Here is a 21,440-nt window from a genome sequence, read left to right on the forward strand (position 1 = left end):
GGCGGCGCCGGCGATTGAAGCCCGGTGATCGGTTGCGATCACCGGGACACGGTATAAGCTTCCGGCGGGAACGGATCGGGCGGTCCGTTCCCGTCAACCGGGGGGCAGGAATGCGCGAACTGGGCGGGGTGAGTGCCACCTCCGGCGCATTTCCGTCTTTCCTCCCGCGGCGAACGGGTCTATATAACCGTCATCTTTATCCCATACGGACCGGCCAGCGAGCATCGTTGGCAGGCTGGTCTGCTTTGCGGGTGGGCCTTTGGCCCGCCTTTTTGTTTATCTGGGCCTTGCCGATCGGACTGCCGGCGGCCGGGTTGGAGTTGGAACGCGAATGGACGTGCTGGAACGCATCGGCGGCATCATCACCCCCTCGGTCGAGGCCATGGGGTATGAGATCGTGCGCCTGCAGATTTCCGGCGGGCAGCGCCCGACCCTGCAGATCATGGCCGACCGCGCCGATGGCGACGCCATGACCGTGGAGGATTGCGCCGACATTTCCCATGCGGTCTCCGCCCTTCTGGACGTGGAAGACCCGATCGCGTCGGCCTATACGCTGGAAGTGTCCAGCCCCGGCATCGACCGGCCGCTGACCCGCCTGAAGGATTTCGAACGGTTCAAGGGCCTGGAGGCCCGGATCGAAACGGACATTCCCCTGGATGGGCGCAAGCGTTTTCGCGGCACCCTTTACGGGGTGGAAGGCGAAAATGTGCTGATCGCGCTGGACGCCAAGACCTCGCAGCCGCCCAAGCGCAAGCCGGGCGCCAAGGTTTCGGCCAAGGCCAAGCCGGTGGAGATTGATCCCGACCTGGTGGAAGTGGCGGAAATCCCCTTCGCCCAGGTGGCCAAGGCCAGGCTGGAACTGACCGACGCGCTGCTGGCCGCAGCCGCCGCCGACCAGGGACTGGCCGCCGGCACCGAAGGCGGGCAGATGGATGTGGACGACACGGCCAAGCCCGTGAAACGTCCCAAGAGTGATCATCAGGGGCCGAAGGCGGATAAAGCGGACAAGGCTTCCAAGAAGAAGGGCCCGGGGCGTTTCGCCCGCAAGGGTCAGGATAGTGACCAGGATAGCGACACCACCGATGACCAGAACGACGCCGAAGCCGGCGCCGGTTCGGTCTGATTCAGCATAGAAGGCAGGGTTCGCCAGGATGGAACTGCTTCAAGTAGCCGACGCGGTCGCCCGCGAGAAGAACATCGACAAGGAGCATGTGCTCGAAGCTATGGAAGAGGCCATCAAGAAGGCTGGCCGTTCCAAGTACGGGCATGAGCACGACATCCGCGCCCGCATCGACCGCAAGACGGGCGATATCCAGCTGACCCGCCACATGGAAGTGGTGGAGACGGTGGAGAATGAGGCCGTCCAGGTCGATCTCGCCAAGGCCCGTCGCAAGAATTCGAAGGCGCAGATCGGTGATTTCATCGTCGATCCGCTGCCGCCCATCGATTTCGGCCGCATCGCCGCCCAGACGGCCAAGCAGGTCATCGTGCAGAAGGTGCGCGAGGCCGAGCGCGAGCGCCAGTACAACGAATATATCGACCGCAAGGGCGAGATCGTGAACGGTCTGGTCAAGCGCGTCGAATATGGCAATGTCACCGTCGACCTGGGCCGCGCCGAAGCGATCCTGCGCCGCGACGAGTGCCTGCCGCGCGAGCATTTCAAGGTCGGTGACCGTGTGCGCGCCTATATCTACGACGTGCGCAAGGAACCGCGCGGGCCGCAGATCTTCCTGTCGCGCACGCATCCGATGTTCATGGCCGGCCTGTTCAAGCAGGAAGTGCCGGAAATCTATGACGGCATCATCGAGATCAAGTCCGTGGCCCGCGATCCCGGGTCGCGCGCCAAGATCGCCGTCATCTCCAAGGACAGCTCGATCGACCCGGTCGGCGCCTGCGTCGGCATGCGCGGTTCCCGCGTCCAGGCCGTCGTCGGCGAGCTGCAGGGCGAGAAGATCGACATCATCCCCTGGAAGCCCGACCCGGCCACCTTCGTCGTCAACGCGCTGGCCCCGGCCGAAGTGGCCAAGGTCGTGCTGGATGACGAAGGCAACAAGATCGAAGTCGTGGTGCCCGACGACCAGCTGTCGCTGGCCATCGGCCGCCGCGGCCAGAATGTCCGTCTGGCCTCGCAGCTGACGGGCTGGACCATCGACATCATGACCGAAGCCGAGGAGCGCGAGCGCCGTCAGGCCGAGTTCTCGTCGCGGTCGGCCCTGTTCATGGAGGCCCTGGACGTCGATGACATGATCGCCCATCTGCTGGTTAACGAAGGCTTCACCTCTGTCGAGGAGATTGCCTATGTCGACCTGGATGAACTGACCCGGATCGAAGCGTTCGACGAGGATGTGGCTGCCGAGCTGCAGAATCGCGCCGCAACGTATCTGGAGCAGCAGAACGAGATCCTGGAAAACAAGCGTCGCGAGATGGGCGTCGAAGATGACGTCGCCAATATCGAGGCGCTGACGCCGGCCATGCTGGTGAAGCTGGGTGACAAGGGCGTGAAGACGCTCGACGATCTGGCCGATCTGGCGGGTGACGAACTGATCGACATCCTTGGCAAGGACGCGATGACGCTGGATAAGGCCAATGAGGTGATCATGGCCGCCCGTGCGCATTGGTTCGCTGACGAGGAGGCCGCCGAGGGCTGACCCGCAAGGGTCCGCCATCGGTGACCGTTTATAGGGAACAGGTTCATGAGCAGCGGCATTGAGGCGACGCCCGGCTATCCGCCGGAACTGGACGCCGAGGCCCAGGCCGATGAACCGGAGGCCGTGGCGGGCCGCAAAAGCCCGCTGCGCCGCTGCATCGCCAGCGGGAAGGTCCAGGACAAGGCGGGCATGGTCCGCTTCGTCATCGGACCCGACCAGACGGTGGTGCCCGACGTGGACGAAACCCTGCCCGGTCGCGGGCTGTGGTTGACGGCCGAGACGGGTTTGGTTGAAAAGGCCCTGGCCAAGGGGCTTTTCGCCAAGGCCGCCCGTCAGGGGGTGAAGCCGGTGCCGGATCTTCTGGCACTGACCCGCCGCCTGATCCGTCGTCGTGCCCTGGGCCTGATCGGCCTGGCCCGCAAGGGTGGGGGCGCGCTGCCGGGGTTTGAGAAGGTACAGGCTGCATTGCGTTCCGGTGTCATCGGCCGGACGGGCGGTGCGGGCCAAAAGAGTGTAGGGTTGTGGTTGGAAGCGTGCGACGGGTCCGACGATGGTCGGAGCAAGTTGCACGCCCTGGCACAGGCGCTGGGTGTGCCGCTGATCGATCTGTTCGATCGGGCGGAACTTGGGGCGGCCCTGGGCCGGGATGAGGCGGTGCATGTGGTGCTGGCGGCGGGTCCGCTGGCGGCACAGGTCCGCCGCGAAGTTGCACGGCTTTCCGCGCTCGGCGGAACGGGTCCCTGAACATTTGGGGACGCGTATTGGGTTTCAACGGCTTACTGTCGGATTAGGGATGAGCGATACCAACGACCAGAACCGCGACAAGAAGGTGCTTACCTTGGGTGGGCGCCCGACGCTTGGACTGGGTGGGGCCAACAAGCCGAAGCCGGCGGCCCCGGCACAGCAGGCGGGCGGGGGCGGCGCGTCCGGCACCGTGCGCCAGAGCTTCTCGCATGGGCGCGGCAAGGAAGTAGCGGTCGAGGTCAAGCGCAAGCGGACCTTCGAGAAGGGCGCCGTCCAGGGCGTGGCCGACGGTGGTGCTGCCGCCCGGCGCGCTGCGGAAGGTTCGGCCGGCGGCCGTGGCCCCCAGCAGCGCGGTAATGCCCCCCGGCAGTTGAGCGATGCCGAACGCGAGGCGCGCATCCGCGCCCTGCGGTCCGCCGCCGAGGCAGAGGATCGCCGCGTCAGCGCCGAAGAGGAACAGGCAGCACTGGACGCCGCCGAAGCCGAGGCCCGCGCCGAGGCCGAAGCCCGCGCCGAGGCCGAGGCCGCTGCGGCGGCGGAAGCTGCGGTGGCTGCGGCCAATGCGGAGCCGCTGGACGAGGACATCGTCCGCCGTCGTGAGCTGGAAGAGCTGCGCGCCATCCAGGAGGCCGAGAAGGCCGCCGCCGCCGAGGCCGAGCGCAAGCGCAAGGAAGCCGAGGACGCCCGCAAGGCCGAAGCCGCGAACCGTGGCGAGAGCAGCCGCTCCCGTCATGCCGCGGCCCCGGCTGCGGATGATGATCGTTCCGCGGCCCGTCCGGCCGGTGGCAATAATGCCGCCCGGCCCGCCACGACCACGACGACCGATGCGGGCGCTGCCCGCCCGGCGCCGCGTGTCCCCGGTGGCCCGACTGCCGATTTCGACGAGGAAGAAGGTCCGCGCCGCGCCAAGGTCGCCGGTCCCGGCAAGGTGGCCGCCAAGGTCCCCGCCGCCCCGGTCAAGGCCAAGGTCGACGATAAGCGTCGCGGTGGCAAGATGACCATCTCGCAGGCCCTGTCGGATGACGAGGGACGCCGCGGGCGTTCCATGGCCGCCGCCAAGCGTGCCCGCGAACGTGAACGCATGCGGCTGTTCGGCCGTCAGGAGACGCAGAAGGTGACGCGCGACGTGGTGATCCCGGAGGTCATCACGGTCGGCGACCTTGCCAACCGCATGGCCGAGCGTGGCGCCGATGTGGTCAAGGCCCTGATGCGCATGGGTGTGATGGCCACCATCACCCAGACCATCGACGCCGATACCGCCGAACTGGTTGTGCAGGAGCTGGGTCACCGTCCGATGCGCGTCGCCGAAAGCGACGTGGAAATCGGCGTGAAGGGTGATGTCGACCGTAGCGAGGACCTGGTGTCCCGTCCGCCGGTCGTCACCGTCATGGGTCACGTCGACCATGGCAAGACCTCGCTGCTGGATGCGCTGCGCAAGACCGACGTCGCCGCCCGCGAGGCCGGTGGCATCACGCAGCATATCGGCGCCTATCAGGTGCAGCTGAAGTCCGGGTCGAAGATCACCTTCATCGACACGCCGGGTCACGCCGCCTTTACCGAGATGCGCGCCCGTGGCGCCAACGTCACGGACGTGGTGGTGCTGGTCGTGGCTGCCGATGACGGCGTCATGCCGCAGACGATCGAAGCCATCCGCCATGCCAAGGCGGCCGGCGTGCCGATCATCGTCGCCATCAACAAGTGCGACCTGCCCTCGGCCAAGCCGGATCGTGTCCGCCAGGAACTGCTGCAGCATGAACTGGTTGTCGAAGGCATGGGCGGTGACGTCCTGGACGTGGAAGTGTCGGCCAAGGCCGGCCTGAACCTGGACAAGCTGGAAGAAGCCATCCTGCTGCAGGCCGAAATCCTGGAGCTGAAGGCCAACCCGAATCGCACCGCCGAAGGCGTGGTGGTCGAGGCCAAGCTGGACAAGGGTCGTGGCCCGGTCGCCACCGTGCTGGTCAAGCGCGGCACTGTGAAGGTGGGCGACATCGTCGTGGCCGGTTCCGAATGGGGCCGTGTCCGTGCCCTGGTCAACGACCGCAGCGTCAATGTCTCCGACGCCACCCCGGCCACGCCGGTGGAGGTGCTGGGCCTGGGCGGCGTGCCGCTGGCCGGTGAAGAGATGGTCGTGGTCGAGAGCGAAAGCCGCGCCCGCGAAATCACCGAGTACCGTGCCCGCAAGAAGCGCGAGGCCGAGAGCGCCAAGTCCGGCCGCGGCTCCCTGGAGCAGATGTTCAAGCAGATCCAGGCCGGCGAGGCCAAGGAACTGCCCATCGTCATCAAGGGCGACGTGCAGGGTTCGGTGGAAGCCATCTCCGGTGCGCTGGAGAAGCTGACGGCCGAGAACACGGAAGTGAAGGTACGCGTGTTGACGTCCGGTGTGGGCGCCATCACGGAAAGCGACATCACGCTGGCCAATGCGTCCAAGGGTCTGGTCGTGGGCTTCAATGTCCGCGCCAATCCGCAGGCTCGCGACATGGCCAAGCGCGACGGCGTCGAAATCCGCTACTACTCGATCATTTACGACATCATCGATGACGTAAGGCAGATGCTGACCGGCATGCTGGCGCCGACGCTGCGGGAGAAGTTCCTGGGCAACGCGCATATCCTGCAGGTCTTCAACATCACCAAGGTCGGCAAGGTCGCGGGCTGCCGCATCAGCGAAGGCATCGTCAAGCGCGGCGCCAAGGTCCGCCTGCTGCGCGACAACGTTGTGATCCACGAGGGTACGCTGAAGACCCTGAAGCGCATGAAGGACGAAGTCCGCGAAGTGCGCGAAGGGTTCGAATGCGGCATGGCCTTCGAGAATTACGAAGACATCCGCGAAGGCGACATCATCGAAGCCTTCGAAATGGAAGAAATCGCCCGCGTCCTGTAAGTCAGGGAACGGGATCGATCGAGAAGGGGCCGGCGGTGCGAACCGTCGGCCCTTTTTCTTTGCCTTGATCGACCTGACCCGAATCACCCTTGACGGCGTCCTGGTTCCGCGGGAACTTTCCCCCATGATGACCAGCCGCACCCCATCCTTCGCGCAACAACAGGCCCGCCCTCCGGCGGTGGCCTGCGCGTGGCCGGGTGACGGAGGGGTGAAGCGGGTCTGCTGAGACCCCCCACCCCGCCACATCCGAACATCACGATCGTCAAGCACCCCGCCGACAGCCCGTCGGCGGGGTTTTTAATTTTGGGAGCATGGATATGATCGAATTCCCCCTTTTCCTGAAAGCCATGGGCATCGGTGCCGCCATCGCGGCTCCCGTTGGCCCCATGTCACTTCTCTGCATGCGCACGACATTGGCCCATGGCTGGCGGCGCGGCCTGGCCATCGGTGGCGGCATCGCCGTGGGCGATGGGCTTTATGGCATCGTGGCTGCCTTGGGCCTGGCCGGTCTGTCGGGCTTTCTGCTGGACCATGCCGCTCCGCTGCATGTTGTGGCAGGGTTGGTCCTGGTCTGGCTGGGGTGGAAGACGCTGCGGGCGCCGATCTCCGCCGACAATGGTGACGGCCGGGTGGTAGCGGATCGCAGCGGTCGGGAATTCCTGACCGCAATCGGCCTGACCCTGACCAATCCCCCCACCATTCTGACCTTCGCCGCCCTGCTGACGGCCCTGGCCCCGCCGGAAGGGCTGGGGATGCCGGCCGCCCTGGCGACGGTCGCCGGGGTGTTCACCGGTTCCCTGCTCTGGTGGATTCTGGTCGTGTCCCTGGTCATGGGCATGCGTCATGTGCTGGGGACGGGTCTGCGGCTGTGGATTGACCGGGTGTCCGGACTGGCGCTGCTGGGCCTGGGGCTGCTGGCGCTTTGGAACGGCGTGACAGGCCCTTGGGCATGAGCGCCTGCGACAGCCCGCCGCACGACCTTGGTCGCCTTTTCAAGCAGCGGCCGGCTTGCGATGCCTGGGCAATTATCCGTGTACTGAACATCGGATGTCGCTGGTTCTTGCTGGCCTTTCCCATTCTCCGGGCGTTTCATGGTTCCGCCAGCAAACGGGTTGAACAATGACCTTGCGGCATCCGGGAGATGATCAATGCCCAAAACTGCCCAAAACCTGATCTGGATCGCCATCGGCGTCTTTGGTGCCGCCTGCCTGGGCGGCATCGCCATCCATCGTGGCGAAACGATCAACGCCTTCTGGTTCATCGCGGCCGCCTTCGGCATCTATGCGGTGGCCTATCGTCTTTATGCCGGCTGGATCTGCGCCAAGGTGCTGTCAGCCGACCCCAGCCGGGCCACCCCGGCGCTGCGCCTGAATGACGGGCGGGACTATGTGCCCACCCACCGCTGGATCACCTTCGGCCATCATTTCGCGGCCATCGCCGGCGCCGGCCCCCTGGTCGGGCCGACCCTGGCTGCACAGTTCGGCTATCTGCCGGGAACACTCTGGCTGCTGACGGGGGCCGTCATCGGCGGGTGCGTTCAGGACATGGTGGTCTTGTGGGCGTCCACCCGCCGCAACGGCCGTACCCTGGGCCAGATCGCCCGGGACGAGCTGGGCCCCGTGGCCGGCGGTGCCGCCCTGGTCGGCACCTTGCTGATCATGGTGTTGATCGTGGCCGTCCTGGGTCTGGTCGTGGTCAACGCCATGAAGCACAGCCCCTGGGGCACCTTCACCGTGGCCATGACCATCCCCATCGCCATCCTGGTCGGCATCTATATGCGTCATATCCGCCCCGGCCATGTGCTGGAAGGATCGCTGGTCGGTCTGGTGCTGCTGCTGCTGGCCACGGTCGGCGGACGCTGGGTAGCCGAAAGCCCGGCCCTGGCACCCTTGTTCAATTTCGACGGCCCGGCCCTGGCGCTGCTGGTCATTGGTTACGGCTTCTTCGCCGCCATCATGCCGGTCTGGCTGCTGCTGGCCCCGCGTGACTATATCAGCACCTTCATCAAGATCGGCGCCATCCTGCTGCTGGCGTTTGCCGTCATCATCCTGCGCCCGGAACTGCACATGCCGGCGCTGACCCGGTTCGTGGACGGCACGGGGCCCGTGGTGGCGGGCGGGCTGTACCCGTTCCTGTTCATCACCATCGCCTGTGGCGCCGTGTCGGGCTTCCACGCGCTGATCAGTTCGGGCACGACGCCCAAGCTGATCATGTCGGAACGCGACCTGCGTCTGGTCGGCTATGGCTCCATGGCCATGGAAAGCTTTGTCGGCATGATGGCCCTGATCGCGGCCTGCGTGCTGGACCCCGGCGTCTATTTCGCCATCAACAGCTCCGCCGGCCTGGTCGGCTCCACGCTGGAGACGGCAACGGCGACCATCAGCAGCTGGGGCTTCCCGGTGGAAGCCCAGCATATGAAGGACCTGGCCGACGCCATGGGCGAGACGACGCTGCTGGCCCGCACGGGCGGTGCACCGTCGCTGGCGGTGGGCATGGCCCAGATCTTCGCCGGCGCCTTCGGGCAAAGCATGCTGGCGCTCTGGTACCATTTCGCCATCATGTTCGAGGCCTTGTTCATCCTGACGGCCGTCGATGCCGGCACGCGTGTCGGCCGCTTCATGCTGCAGGACCTGCTGGGCAATATCTGGGCACCCTTGGGGAACACCAAGGCGCGCGGACCGGCCATCGTTTGTTCAGCCCTGTTCGTCGCCAGCTGGGGCTATTTTCTTTATATCGGCGTCATCGATCCCTATGGCGGCATCAACATCCTGTGGCCGCTTTTCGGCATTTCCAACCAGATGCTGGCCGCCATCGCGCTGGCCATCGTCACCACCATCCTGGTGAAGCAGGACAAGGGGCGTTACGCCTGGGTGCCGGGTGTGCCCATGGCCTTCCTGGCCGTGACCACCACCTATGCCGCGTGGCTGAAACTGTTCGACACGGACCCGCGCGTCGGCTTCCTGGCCGGGGCCAATGCGCTGGAAGCCAAGCTGCAGGCAGGCACCCTGATCGGCAAGGCGCTCGATTCGGCACCGCAGCTGATCTTCAACCAGCGCCTGGATGCCGGCCTGACCGTGTTCTTCATCCTGGTCCTGTGGGTGACGATCATTGAGATGGCGCGCATCTCCCTGCGTCATGTCCAGGGCAAGCCGGTGCCGCCCCTGGCGGAGGCACCCTATGTCGATGCGGCTACCCTGCCGCACCCGACCGGCCTGCAGGGGCATTAAGCCATGATGGCGGGGCCCGCCAGCTTCCTGCGTGCGGCCTGGACCGTGCTGCGGGAAGTGTCCGGCGATGCGGCGTATGAAAACTACCTCGCCCGCCATCAGGACCGCCACCCGGACCAGCCACCGCTGGACCGGGAAGCGTTCTACATGTCCGAACTGGACCGGCGGTGGAGTGGTGTGAACCGTTGCTGCTGACCATGCCGGCGCGGCAATGCAAGGGCCGGGGAGGGCTTTCCCCGGCCCTTATACCGACGGTCAAAATTATGGCTGTCGGTACGGCGTAGCCAGGCTTACGGATGCAGGTGCGGCGATTGCGGCCGGTGATCGGTCACGATCACCGGGACGCACTATCATTGTTTGGGCCCGACGAAGCGGAAATCCACGCCCTTCTTCCAGTCCAGCCCGGCCGGATAGATGCCCAGCGCGATCATCTGCCGGGCGAACGCCTCCCAACGGTCGGGCGACATGGTGCCGATGCCGCGGGTCAGCGCCTCGCCGCTTTCCACCAGCCCGTAATCAATCATGCGGGCGCGGGCATAAGCGATCGTCTCGTCGTCCATTTCCGGATTGTCGCGCTTGATCAGGGCGTTGGCGGCGGCCGGATCACCGTGCAGATATTGTTTCCAGCCCTCGATGGATGCTTCCACGAACGCGCGCACCAATTCCGGCTTCTGATCCGCCAGACCCTTGCGCACCATGATTGTGGCGGCATAGGACAGGTACCCATCATCGGCCAGCAGGAAGACCTTGGGCTTGACCCCGGCCTTCTGCGCCGTGAACGGTTCGGATGTCGCATAGCCCTGCTGGATCGCCTGCTTGTTCACCAGGAAGGGCGCGATGTTGAAGGTGTATTTACGGATCTGGCTGTCCTCGAACCCATAGCGGAACTTCAGATAGCGCCAGATCGTGGCCACGGTCGGGTCGCCGACAGCGATGGGCTTGCCCTTCATGTCGGCCAGACTGTTCACGTCCGGCCGGTCATGCGACATCAGGATGACGGGATCCTTCTGGAACAGGGCCGCCACGGTGACGACGGGGGCGCCCGCTTCCACCAGATTGAGCGTGAAGAAGCCGCTGGAACCCATGGCGGCGTCGATGGCGCCGGCGGCCAGCATCTGTTGCGGGTCCATGCCGACACCACCCTGGCGCAGCACGACATCCAGCCCCCGCGCCTTATACAGGCCCGCGGCCACGGCCTGGTAGAAGCCGCCATGTTCGGCCTGGGCGCGCCAGTCGGTGACGAAGACCAGCCGTTCTTGCGCGACGGCAGGCCAAGCCAGGGCGGCCAGGGTCGCGGATAAAGCCAGGATCGGGGCGAGCAGGCGGCGCAGCATCACGGGCTCCCAACGGGCGAAGGCGATCGAAGACGGAGTCGTTTCCTTGTACGGGAGGTCCCCTTCCCTGCCAAGCGGCCGAAAGGACGGCCGTCCCGTCAGGAAACGGCCGTCCCGTCCCCCACCACGCGCATCCGCCAATGCGCGGTCGGCGGGGGAAGCTCTGCCCCAAGCGCGGGGCGGGGGGCCATGCGGCGGAACCGCGTGGCCTGCTGATCGGCGGGGCGGGCCACGATCTTCAGTACCGAGGACCCGACCTCCCCACAGCCCGGACAGGGGAAGCGGCGGCTGAATTCGGCCACGGTCCAGTCATGACCGTGCCGACGGACCAGCATGTCCGTGCGCCACCGGCTTTCCTCTCCACAGCAGATGCAATGCATCTCAAAATCCTGGCCCCGGAAATTGGCGCAGCCGATGCTGCCCATCAATGCGCTGTGTCGGATCGCCGGCTTCATTCCCGCCTCCATCATCCCGGCAACCGGGATGTCGTACTCCCGCTGCCTTCTGTTCTCCTTTCTACAATGTTCTTGTTTTGTTCTCAAGCGGAGTCAGCAGCGGTCGATACGGGAATCCGCATTCGGGCGTCCCGGCGCCGGTCAATCCTTCTGACAGGTGGCCTTGTCGGCGCTTAATTGCCGGCAGACCAGGTTCTTGCTGGTCTTGAAGGTCCCGTCACTGCTGCGGCGGATGGAGATGTTGTTGGAGAACTGCACCCAGCCGGCACTGCCCCAATGCGAGCTGATGCCGTTGGAAAAAACCAAGGTGCCGTCGGCCATCTTCACGACGGCGACGTTCTTCTTGAAGGTGATCCGGTCCTGGTCCATGTGGGCCACCTGGCCGTTGGAACACAGCACCATCTCCTCCGTCCCCTCCTGACGGGTACAGACCAGGGGGTCGCCCCCCGCCAGAACCATGGCATAGATCGCCACTTCCAAAACATTCAGCGGCATTCCGGACACCCGCGCAGCTAGAGCCCCTGGAAGCAGAGTATCCTAAATCCGTGCGACAATGAAAAGACGCCGAAACGGAAACAGGGTGCACCCGTCCGATTCGGGCCGGTATGCCGCACGCAGACGGGCGCCATAGTCGGCCCGGAAATCGGCCGCCTGATCTGCCGGCAACCGGGAGGTGACGGGCAGCAGCGCCGTCCCCGACACCCATTCCAGCACGGGATCATCGCCTTCCAGCGCATGCAGATAGTCGGTTTCCCAGATATCGACATGGGAAGCGACCGGATGCAGAACGCGCCAGTAATCAGCCGGCGACAGCACCGTGCGATGGTCCAGTGCCCCGATCAGCGTGGCAGCCCAGGGCCCGGCCGCCGCCGTTTCCAGCAGAAGACGATGGGAAGGCGCATCGAAATTGCGCGGCATCTGCACAGCCAGCACGCCCCCCGGCGCCAGGTAACCGGCCAGCCGCGGGAACAGGGTCGTGTGATCGGGCAGCCAATGCAGGGCCGCGTTGGAAAAGATCAGATCCGGATGCCCATCCGGACGCCATTGCCCGATATCGCCCAGTTCCCAGGTGACGCCGGACGCGTCACGGGCTGCCTTGGCCAGCATGGCAGCGTCGCTGTCCAGCCCCACCGTGGCGGCATCGGGGAATCGGGCTGCCAATTGCCGCGTCAGGTAGCCGGTGCCACAGCCCAGATCGACAATGCGGGCCGGCTGCAGCGGCGGGATACCCGCCAGCAGGTCCTGGCCCGGTCGTTCGCGGGGCCCACGGAACCGTTCATATTGTCCGGGATTCCACTGCATGGCGCGCTCCTTTCTCCAACGGGGTCCAGAAACGACAACGCCGCCCGGTGGGGCGGCGTTGCAAGGGGGATCAACCTTCGAACGGATCCTTCATCAGGATCGTGTCATCGCGTTCGGGGCTGGTGGACAGCAGGGTCACCGGCGCCTCGATCAGTTCTTCCACCCGGCGCACATATTTGATGGCGGCCGCGGGAAGCTGGGCCCAGGAACGGGCACCCTGGGTGCTGGCGCTCCAGCCTTCAAACGTCTCGTAGATCGGCTCCACTTCGGCCTGCGCCGTCTGGCCGGCGGGCAGATGGTGGATCACCTCGCCCTTGTACTTGTAGCCGGTGCAGACCTTGATCTCATCGAACCCGTCCAGCACGTCCAGCTTGGTAAGCGCAATGCCGGTGATGCCGCCGGTCTTGATGGCCTGGCGGACCATGACGGCGTCGAACCAGCCGCAACGGCGCTTGCGCCCCGTCACGGTGCCGAACTCGTGCCCGCGCACGCCGATCTTTTCCCCGATCTCGTCATGCAGTTCGGTTGGGAACGGGCCGGAGCCGACGCGGGTCGTATAGGCCTTGGTGATGCCCAGCACATAGCCGACAGCCCCCGGCCCCATGCCCGACCCGGCGGCGGCATTGCCGGCCACCGTGTTGGAGGAGGTCACGAACGGGTAGGTGCCATGGTCCACATCCAGCATGGCGCCCTGGGCACCTTCGAACAGGATGCGCTTGCCCTGGCGACGGGCCTCGTCCAGGTACTTCCAGACCACAGCGCTGTAGGGCAGCAGCTTGGGCGCCACCTCATGCAGCTGGGCCAGCACCTCGTCCTTGCTCAGCTCCGCCGCGCCCAGCCCGCGCAGCAGGGCATTGTGATGGAACAGCAGCTGTTCGACCTTATGCTCCAGCACCGCCTCGTCGGCCAGATCGCAGACGCGGATGGCGCGGCGGGCCACCTTGTCCTCGTAGGCCGGGCCGATGCCGCGACCCGTGGTGCCGATCTTGTTGACGCCACGCGCTTCCTCACGCGCCTTGTCCACCGCGCTGTGCAGCGGCAGGATCAGGGCACAGTTTTCCGCCACCAGCAGGGTCTTGGGCGTAATGTCCACGCCCTTTTCCCGGATGCTGTCGATTTCCTTCAGCAGGGCCCAGGGATCGACGACGACGCCATTGCCGATGACCGACAGCTTGCCGGGGCGCACAACGCCCGACGGCAGCAGAGACAGCTTGTAGACCACGCCGTTGATCACCAGCGTGTGGCCGGCATTATGGCCGCCCTGGAAGCGGACCACGACGTCAGCGCGGCTGGACAGCCAGTCAACGATCTTGCCCTTGCCCTCGTCGCCCCACTGGGACCCGACGACCGCCACGTTGGCCATGATATTCCTCGCTTCTTGGGAAGTTTGGGGCGGCGCCGTCACGCAGGCCCGCCCCCTTGTTCAGGGTTCGATCGGAAATCGGGTCAGACGGGCGTGGGCCCGTCCGCCGTCAGGATATGGGAACAGGACAGGCGCCTGGCCTCTGCCGCGGAATCGGCCAGATCGGCCATGGCGGCAACCGTGTGCCAGCCCAGCGCGCGCAGCGCCTGCGCTTCGGCATAATCGGTGCCCAGAGGCAGCAGAACGCGTTTGGTGGGCTGTGGCCCCGGCAGGGCACGCAGCACGGTGTCGGTATAAAGCGTGAAGCCCGTTGCCGCCTCTCCCACAGGATCGGCGCCGCCCGTGCGGTACCGGCCACCACGCCCCAGCTCGCCGCGCACACCGCGGGCGAAGATGGTGAAGCTGACGCCCGTCTGATACTCAAACCCGCGCATTTCCACGGGGTCGATGGTCACCGACAGGGTGGGATCGGCCTGGGCGATCAGGCGGACAACATCGGTCAGCTCCCGCCGCGCCGTCTGCGCCACGGGCGGCAGATCGATGGCGGCCAACCGTTCCACAGCAGCCGGGGCCGGGCCCGACGCGTTCAGGATGGACAGGAACAGGGCGCTGTGTGCGCCCGCCGCGTCGGTCAGGGCGGCCGCGTCGCGATGGTCCAGCGCCGCGCGCAGGCGGGCGTAATCATCGCCGGACAGGGACAAGGCCTGGGCCACGGCCGGCACCAGGGTCGGCACCGTCAGGTCGATGGAAATGCCCTTGGCCCCCACCGATGACAGGGCGCTTGCCGCCAGCAGAATGATCTCGGCATCCGCCTCTGCCCGGTCGGGGCCGATCAGTTCCACGCCCACCTGCCCGAACTGGCGTTCCTGGCGCAGGCTGCTGCCCTTCACGCGCAGCACCTGACCGGCATAAGACAGACGCAGCGGGCGCGGCGCCTTGCGCAGACGGGTGGTGGCAATGCGGGCGACCTGCGGCGTCATGTCGGACCGCACACCCATCATCCGCTGCGACACGGGATCCATGATGCGGAAGGTCTGGTTGGCCAGCGTCGCGGCAGAGCCGGACAGCAGCCCCTCTTCGAACTCCACCAGGGGTGGCTTCACCCGCTCATACCCATGGCGATGGAATTCCTTCAGCAGCCGTCCGACGACCTGCGCCTCATGCTCCGCGTCCGGCGGCAGCAGGTCGCGCAGTCCGGTGGGCAGCAGGGCCTTGGCCGCCAGGGCCTTGGAGGGCGTATCGGTCATGGGCTGAATACCGATGAAGAGTGTCGCAAAAGCGATGGGAGGGGTCCCCAACACCGGTAACCGGTCTTAGCCCAGGCCCGGCCTTCACGCAAATGCAAAGACCCCGCACCGGCTGGCGGGCTGCCCTGCGCAGAGGGGGGCGGGGGGGAGGGACGATTGTTTCGTTTTGGAGAAATCCGGAAATCAACCCGCGCCATTTGACCCAGGTCAACGCAAGCTGAACCCGATCGCCGTATGGAGTCCGTGCTGACTTCGTGGACGGTCATGACCGGTTCCGCACCCGGCCGCCGTCCTGTCGCAACCTTTGCCGAATAGGTGGTGCCATGGACTTCAAGTCATTGATCCCCTTTGGCCGGACGACGGATGTCACCCGCCGCGGGGAGGACCCTTTCACCAGTCTGCGCCGGGAGATGGACCGGCTGTTTGACAGCTTCACGGCTGACTGGTCGCTGCCCAGCTTCACCAGCAGCGGCTTCCTGTCGCCCAAGGTCAATGTCGTGGAAACGGAAGCCGGCCTGGAAGTGACGGCTGATCTGCCGGGCATCGACGCCAAGGACATTCATCTGGACCTGACCGACAATGTCCTGACGCTGAAGGCCGAGCACACGACCGAAAAGGAAGAGAAGGACGAGAAGAAGCACTTCCATGTGGTCGAACGCGCCCAGGGCACTTTCCTGCGCCGCTTCGCCCTGCCCTTTGATGCCGACGCCGACAAGGTGGAAGCTGCTTTCGACAAGGGCGTGCTGAAGGTGACGATCCCCAAGGCACCGGCATCGGAAAAGCCGGTGAAAAAGATCGAGATCAAGGCGGCCTGAACCCGTTCCCGCCCCTCGGTCTGGCGTTCCACGCCGACCGGGGGGTCACCCCGCCTTGGCCAGCAGCGCCATCTGCCCGGCCAGCCCCTGGGTCAGCAGCGCGATCAGCACTTCCAGCAGGACCAGACCGGCAGCCACCGGGCCGGGGCAGGACAGCGCCAGCCGAACCGTGAACCAGCTATAGTAAAGGCCCCAGAAGAACAGGCCGATGGCGATGCCGTTGGCGATGGGAATGCTGGCCTGGGCCGCCAGCAAGGCACCCGTCAGGTTGACCAGGGAGGTGACGGCGCTGCACCAGTTATAGGTGGAGACAAACAGTGGAAACCGGTCGGCGCGGCCCATGCCGTCCAGCACCTGCGCCGTCATCACCAGATATCCCGCCATCTGCAGCAGGAAGCCCAGCGCCGACAGCAGCAGGAAAGGTGCGACATCCACCCCGTCCGGCATGTCGAGCATGTCGATGGCCACATGGATCAGCACCATGGGCACGAACAGGATGCAACTGCGCCAGGCGCCCAGCGGCGTCGGGTCGATGGCCTCGATCCCGCGCCGGTCCAGGGCCGCCAGACGGACAGCGCCCAGCAGCGGGCTCACGCCGCACCCTTGGCGAAGAAATCGGTCAGGACCCGGTCATAGATGGCGGCGAGCGTGCGGATGTCGGCGACATCCACATGTTCATCGACCTTGTGCATGGTCTGGCCGACCAGCCCGAATTCCACCACGGGGCAGAAATTCTTGATGAAGCGGGCGTCCGACGTGCCGCCGCTGGTGGACAGTTCCGGCTGCTGGCCGGTCACGGCCGTCACCGCCCCCGCCACCGTCGCCACCAAGGCGCCGGGCGGGGTCAGGAATGCCTCTCCCGACACGGCCATCTTCAGGTCCCAGGCGCCGCCCACTTCCTCCAGCACATCACGGATATGGGCTTCCAGGCTTTTGGGCGTGTGCAGGTCGTTGAAGCGGATATTGAACTTGGCCGTACCCTTGGCCGGGATGACATTGCTGGCCGGGTTGCCGACATCGATGGTGGTCAGCGCCAGGGTGCTGGGCTGGAAATGCGCCGTGCCCTCGTCCAGCGGGCTTTCGGCCAGCATGGACAGCGCCTTGGTCAGGCGCGGCAGGGGATTGTCGGCCAGATGCGGATAGGCGACATGGCCTTGCGCGCCATAGGCGGTCAGCGTGGCCGTGACCGACCCGCGCCGGCCGATCTTCATCATCTCCCCCATCACCCGGGGATTGGTCGGCTCGCCCACCAGACAGGCGTCGATCCGCTCGCCCCTGGCCTGCATCCAGTCCAGCACCTTGCGCGTGCCATTGATGCTGGGCCCTTCCTCATCCCCCGTGATCAGCAGGGAGATGGAGCCGGCGGGAACACCATTACGATCCAGGAATGACTTCACGGCCGCGACGAAGGCGGCAATCGCACCCTTCATGTCGGACGTGCCGCGACCGTAAAGTTTGCCGTTGATGATTTCGGCCCCGAAAGGATCGACGGTCCATGCGGCATTGTCGCCCACGGGCACCACGTCCGTATGACCGGCAAAGCAGAAATTCGGCGCCGCATTGCCCAGCCTTGCATAGAGATTGTCGACCGGATCGGTCCCCGCCTCTTCAAACACCAGCCGGTGGCAGGTGAAGCCCATGGCTTCCAGCACCCGCTGCAACACGCCCAGCGCGCCCGCATCGGCGGGGGTGACGCTGGGGCAACGGATCAGGTCCTGGGTCAGGGCAACGGGATCAATGGTCATGGCATCAGGCTCAGGGGCGTTTGAGATCGGGTGGGTTTTAGCAGATGGGGCTTCCCGCCGTCCCCTGCAAAGCCGGGATTGCCGTTCTTCGCCATCAGCCACAGCCCTCCACCCAGGCCCGCACCTGGTTCAGCGCGCGGTTGTCGGGGCCCAGGCGGCCTTCCTCCGTGCGCAGGATGGCGTGGAAGGCGCGCAGTTTCAGGGCGTTGGACCGGGCTTCCGATATCTGCACCCCACCGGCATCGATAACCAGATCGATGCAGCGTTCGGCCGCATGCAGCCGGCCCAGCAGATAATCATGTTCCCGGTCATGCCGGCTGAAAAAGCCGCCAAAGGCGTTCATGCGCGCGCTGCGCAATTCATTGGGCGCCCCGCCCCGGCGCAGCAGGCGGGCATCGGGTGGGGCAATGCGGTCGACGCGGATGGCGTGGAACTCATCCAGTTCCACCCAGCCAGAAGTGGAAAAGGTCAGCACGTCCCAGAAGGCGAAGCCCAGATAGGCCTCGAATATCTGCCGCCGCGCGGCGGGACCCAGATAGTTCAGCCCCATCAGGGCGAAGATCTCGTCCACCTCCGCCGACTGCGCCTCCAGCTTCCAGGCGCCGGCCAGATGGGCCAGGGCGCGGTCCAGCGTCTCAGGCCCCGGCACCGGCCCGTCGGCACGCATCAGGCTGTTGAAGGCACTGCGTTCCCCGGCATTGAACATGCCCAGCCCGTCCGCCCCCATCACCGACCCCGACAGGCCGGGCAGCCGTTCCAGCGCGCTGTAAAGGCTGGCCTTCATCTCGTCCAGGTCGGGGGCATGGGTGTCGGCATGTTCGCCTTCGCCCACCAGCGGATAGATGGCGTTCAGTTCGCGGATCAGGAAGCGCAGGCGGCGGGCGCGGAAGGCGATGTCAAAATCGCGCAGGAACTGCACCCAGGCGGGCCGTTCCTGCCCCTCCACCTGCTCCACCAGCCTGTCGGGCAGCACGTCGCGCGCCCGGGCCCAATCATGCAGCGCCTTGCACAGGGCCGGGCGGGCGGCGGCATCGGTCCGGCCCAGGCAAGGGCACAGAAGATCGGCCAGCAGGTCCAGCGCCCCTTCGATCTTCAGCCGCAGATAGGCCTCGAACGCGAATCCGGCCTGGGAGGCGGCCTGGGCGCTGGCCCGGTCGCGCCAGTGGCGGATCTGTTCGATGCTGGGGGCCGCGGGCAGCGCTCCGCCCACGACCAGCGCCACCTGCTCGGCCACCCGCGGCCGGGCAGCATCCAGCAGGCCGCGCACCCGTTCAATACGGGTGTTGCGGCCGGCAATGGACAGAAGTTCGTCGCGCACCGGCTCGTTGCGGGGAATATCGGACAGGGCGCCGCGGATGGTGCGGAAGAAGCCCGGCACCTCCTGCCGCACGCCAGCCGGCTGCCGTACCGCGGGTTTGGGGTCGATATAGACGACGCGGCGATCCACCTCGCGATAGGCGGGGCGGCCGGCAATGGCCGACAAGGCTGCGGCAAACGGTTTGTTGTTCAGCACCGAGCCGTCGATGAAGCTGGCCTGCTCCGGGTCTGCGCCCTGACGGCGATATTCGGCGAAGTTGCGCTGGAAGAAATGGGCCCGGCCTTCCCACCCCTCGCCACGTTCATTCAACAGCCGGTCCATCTGCCGGACCTGGGCCGGGGGAAAGGCACCGGGATAGCTGGCGGATGCCCGCGCGGCGAAGACCAGGCCCGGCACGTCGCCATCCTTGAAATCGCTGTCCAGTTCCCCCTCCCCACCCCGGCGATAGCGGAAGGTGAAGCGGTGGCGATGTTCCCGCTCCAGGATCTCCGGCGGATCGTGGGCGGGGATGCGCGTCGTGTAGCCATGGAAATCCGTCACCGTCACATGCAGCGACAAGGGCAGACCACGCGGCAGCAGGCTGGCCAGCGGGCGCTTGCCGCTGTCGCCCATGGCATGGGCGGCATCAAGCAGGAATTCCATCAGCCGCTTGCCATCAAACGGTGGCCGGAACCAGCGCGACCGCACGAACAGCGACAGTTTCTCCCGCACCTCCTCGTCCGGGGCCAGCTTTTCCAGATAACGGGTCAGGGCCCAGAGCACGGGACGCATGAACCATTTCGACCATTTGCTGGCCCGGCTGTCCGCCGTCAGCAGACGGGTGACGTCGGCATTTTCCAGCCACAGCACGGTCAGCGGCTCCAGGTCCAGATCATGGGCCAGGGCACGGGCCAGCAGCACACCATTGATGCCGCCGGCACTGGCCCCGGCCACGACATCGATCAGCACCCGCAGCGACAGGTCGGGCAGCAGGTCGTGCAGCAGTTCGAAATAGATATCCTCGGTATCATGCGGCCGATCGTCACCTTCCGTGGCGGCAGCATAGCTGGTGGCCTGGCCATGGCCCGTGCCCGGATGGCCAGGGCGTCCGGCATGCAGGGCCTGACTGGCCCTGACCAGCTTCCACAATTCCTTGGTGACGCCATGCATATAGACGGCCAGGCTGACCCCGCCATAGCAGACGAGCGCGATCCGCAGCTCCTTCTCCTTCACCCGCCGGGCCTCCCGCTGGTTAGAGCCCGTGAGAGTGGGGCCGGGCGGCATGGGCGTCAATATTCACAACCGCCGCATTTATAACCGACGCGCCCAGAACGGGTGGTCGGGCCAGCGCCGTTCCAGCCCATACCAGGCCGACAGATGCGCGCGGTAGGTCTGACGGATCAGGCCCAGGCGCTGAACATAGTCCGGAATGCCGTCCTGGCCCGACAGGGTACTGTCTGCCGCCTCCGCCGCCGCCAGCCCGGTATAAAGCGCGTTGAACAGCCCCTGGGAGGATAGCGGATCGAAGGCGGCAGCGGCATCGCCGCAGGCCAGCCAGCCCGGCCCGCCCGGCACCGGCAGAAAGGCGCTGTTGGCGCCCGTGAAGCCGCCCGGTCCGCCGGGATCATCCACGGGCAGCAGCGGGGCCAGCATCGCCACCCCGGCGGCCATCGTCAGCAATCCACCCCGTTCATGCGCCTTTCGCACGGCCGGCAGGTCGGCATCGCTGTGAAAGGCAAGGATCCGCCGGCCGGCCGGCAGCGGCGCGCTGTACCACCAGCCATCGGGATCGGCAGCAATCAGGGTCAGGCCCGCTTCCCGTCCATTGTCAGGGATATGGGCCCAGGCACAGGCCAGCCGGTCATCCGCACGCGGCACCATGCCCAAACGCCGCGCCACGGGGCAGAGCCGGCCGCCGGCATCGATCAGCAGCCGGGCCCGCACCTCCCCCCGCGCCTCCCCGGCCAGGGCGACGCGCCAGCCCGCGCCATCGCGGGCCATCCCGCCCAGGTCGGCTGGAATGGTCATCACCGCCCCGCGACGGCGGGCCACCTCCCGCAGCCATCCCTCGAACCGCGACCGGTCCAGATGCCAGCCGGGACCATAGGGATCGCGCAAGCCATCGCGTTCCACCACCGCCGGCCCACCCCATACCGATCGCTGGCCGTGACAGTGCCCATGGCCCTGCGCCTGGAATTCCGCCAGCAGTCCCATATCGTCCAGCAGCCGCCCGGCGGCCGATGGCAGCGATTCGCCGACGCGCGGTGGAGTTGCCACGCGCCGGTCGATCAGCATCACCCGCCATGTCGGGGCCAGGTTCAGCGCGGCGACACAGCCCGCCGGCCCGGCCCCGACGATCAGGACATCGACTTCAGTCACCTCGGG

18 protein-coding genes are annotated in these 21,440 nt (G+C 66.3%); 8 read left to right on the plus strand and 10 right to left on the minus strand.

The genetic code is table 11. From position 1 onward, the window contains the following. Nucleotides 1-331: 331 nt before the first annotated feature. The 7 genes from rimP to ACODTW_RS10920 all read left to right on the plus strand — a co-directional run bounded on the left by rimP (nt 332) and on the right by ACODTW_RS10920 (nt 9,692). Nucleotides 332-1,123 (plus strand): ribosome maturation factor RimP, encoded by a 792-nt coding sequence (gene rimP, locus ACODTW_RS10890; RefSeq protein ID WP_488946019.1) that lies wholly within the window; start codon nt 332-334, stop codon nt 1,121-1,123. Between the two features lie 28 nt (nt 1,124-1,151). Beyond that, entirely contained in the window at nt 1,152-2,648 is a 1,497-nt protein-coding gene (gene nusA / locus ACODTW_RS10895; protein WP_488946020.1) for a transcription termination factor NusA, read from the plus strand. A gap of 45 nt (nt 2,649-2,693) precedes the next feature. Continuing rightward, nucleotides 2,694-3,392, plus strand: coding sequence for an RNA-binding protein (locus tag ACODTW_RS10900; protein WP_488946021.1), 699 nt, complete (start codon nt 2,694-2,696; stop codon nt 3,390-3,392). A gap of 49 nt (nt 3,393-3,441) precedes the next feature. Then, nucleotides 3,442-6,270 carry a translation initiation factor IF-2 gene (gene infB / locus ACODTW_RS10905; protein ID WP_488946022.1) on the plus strand — a complete coding sequence of 943 codons (2,829 nt, stop codon included), beginning with the start codon at nt 3,442-3,444 and terminating at the stop codon, nt 6,268-6,270. 317 nt (nt 6,271-6,587) lie between these two features. Beyond that, nucleotides 6,588-7,223 carry a LysE family translocator gene (locus ACODTW_RS10910; protein ID WP_488946023.1) on the plus strand — a complete coding sequence of 212 codons (636 nt, stop codon included), beginning with the start codon at nt 6,588-6,590 and terminating at the stop codon, nt 7,221-7,223. Nucleotides 7,224-7,418: 195 nt separating this feature from the next. Next, complete coding sequence (locus ACODTW_RS10915) at nt 7,419-9,497, plus strand: carbon starvation CstA family protein (RefSeq protein WP_488946025.1); 2,079 nt, start codon at nt 7,419-7,421, stop codon at nt 9,495-9,497. A gap of 3 nt (nt 9,498-9,500) precedes the next feature. After that, on the plus strand, nt 9,501-9,692 hold the full coding sequence (locus ACODTW_RS10920; protein WP_488946026.1) for a YbdD/YjiX family protein: 192 nt from the start codon (nt 9,501-9,503) through the stop codon (nt 9,690-9,692). Between the two features lie 155 nt (nt 9,693-9,847). On the opposite strand, the gene ACODTW_RS10925 is transcribed toward ACODTW_RS10920, so the two are convergent. The 6 genes from ACODTW_RS10925 to ACODTW_RS10950 form a co-directional block, all read right to left on the minus strand. Next, a complete protein-coding gene (locus ACODTW_RS10925) occupies nt 9,848-10,831 on the minus strand; it encodes an ABC transporter substrate-binding protein (RefSeq protein WP_488946027.1) in 984 nt (327 codons plus the stop codon). 98 nt (nt 10,832-10,929) lie between these two features. Then, entirely contained in the window at nt 10,930-11,286 is a 357-nt protein-coding gene (locus ACODTW_RS10930) for a hypothetical protein (protein ID WP_488946028.1), read from the minus strand. Between the two features lie 141 nt (nt 11,287-11,427). Next, nucleotides 11,428-11,781, minus strand: a complete 354-nt coding sequence (locus tag ACODTW_RS10935) for a hypothetical protein (RefSeq protein ID WP_488946029.1) — start codon at nt 11,779-11,781, stop codon at nt 11,428-11,430. Between the two features lie 42 nt (nt 11,782-11,823). Then, the gene (locus tag ACODTW_RS10940) at nt 11,824-12,588 is read right to left on the minus strand and encodes a methyltransferase domain-containing protein (RefSeq protein WP_488946030.1); all 765 of its coding nucleotides are present in this window, start codon (nt 12,586-12,588) and stop codon (nt 11,824-11,826) included. Nucleotides 12,589-12,658: 70 nt separating this feature from the next. Next, entirely contained in the window at nt 12,659-13,951 is a 1,293-nt protein-coding gene (locus tag ACODTW_RS10945; protein ID WP_488946031.1) for an adenylosuccinate synthase, read from the minus strand. An 83-nt stretch (nt 13,952-14,034) separates the two neighbouring features. Further along, the gene (locus ACODTW_RS10950) at nt 14,035-15,198 is read right to left on the minus strand and encodes an ATP phosphoribosyltransferase regulatory subunit (RefSeq protein ID WP_488946032.1); all 1,164 of its coding nucleotides are present in this window, start codon (nt 15,196-15,198) and stop codon (nt 14,035-14,037) included. A gap of 323 nt (nt 15,199-15,521) precedes the next feature. Between ACODTW_RS10950 and ACODTW_RS10955 the strand changes: the two genes are divergently transcribed. After that, entirely contained in the window at nt 15,522-16,013 is a 492-nt protein-coding gene (locus ACODTW_RS10955; protein ID WP_488946033.1) for an Hsp20/alpha crystallin family protein, read from the plus strand. A 45-nt stretch (nt 16,014-16,058) separates the two neighbouring features. Here ACODTW_RS10955 and ACODTW_RS10960 read toward each other — a convergent pair whose 3' ends face one another. The 4 genes from ACODTW_RS10960 to ACODTW_RS10975 form a co-directional block, all read right to left on the minus strand. Further along, entirely contained in the window at nt 16,059-16,607 is a 549-nt protein-coding gene (locus ACODTW_RS10960) for a hypothetical protein (protein WP_488946034.1), read from the minus strand. Then, nucleotides 16,604-17,758 carry a succinyl-diaminopimelate desuccinylase gene (gene dapE, locus ACODTW_RS10965; RefSeq protein WP_488946035.1) on the minus strand — a complete coding sequence of 385 codons (1,155 nt, stop codon included), beginning with the start codon at nt 17,756-17,758 and terminating at the stop codon, nt 16,604-16,606. The genes ACODTW_RS10960 and dapE overlap by 4 nt, the downstream gene beginning before the upstream one ends. Before the next feature lie 94 nt (nt 17,759-17,852). Continuing rightward, nucleotides 17,853-20,288 carry a patatin-like protein gene (locus ACODTW_RS10970; RefSeq protein WP_488946036.1) on the minus strand — a complete coding sequence of 812 codons (2,436 nt, stop codon included), beginning with the start codon at nt 20,286-20,288 and terminating at the stop codon, nt 17,853-17,855. A gap of 78 nt (nt 20,289-20,366) precedes the next feature. Further along, complete coding sequence (locus ACODTW_RS10975) at nt 20,367-21,434, minus strand: FAD-dependent monooxygenase (protein WP_488946037.1); 1,068 nt, start codon at nt 21,432-21,434, stop codon at nt 20,367-20,369. Nucleotides 21,435-21,440 lie beyond the last annotated feature (6 nt).

The sequence above is a fragment of the Niveispirillum sp. FG148 genome (assembly GCF_057809655.1).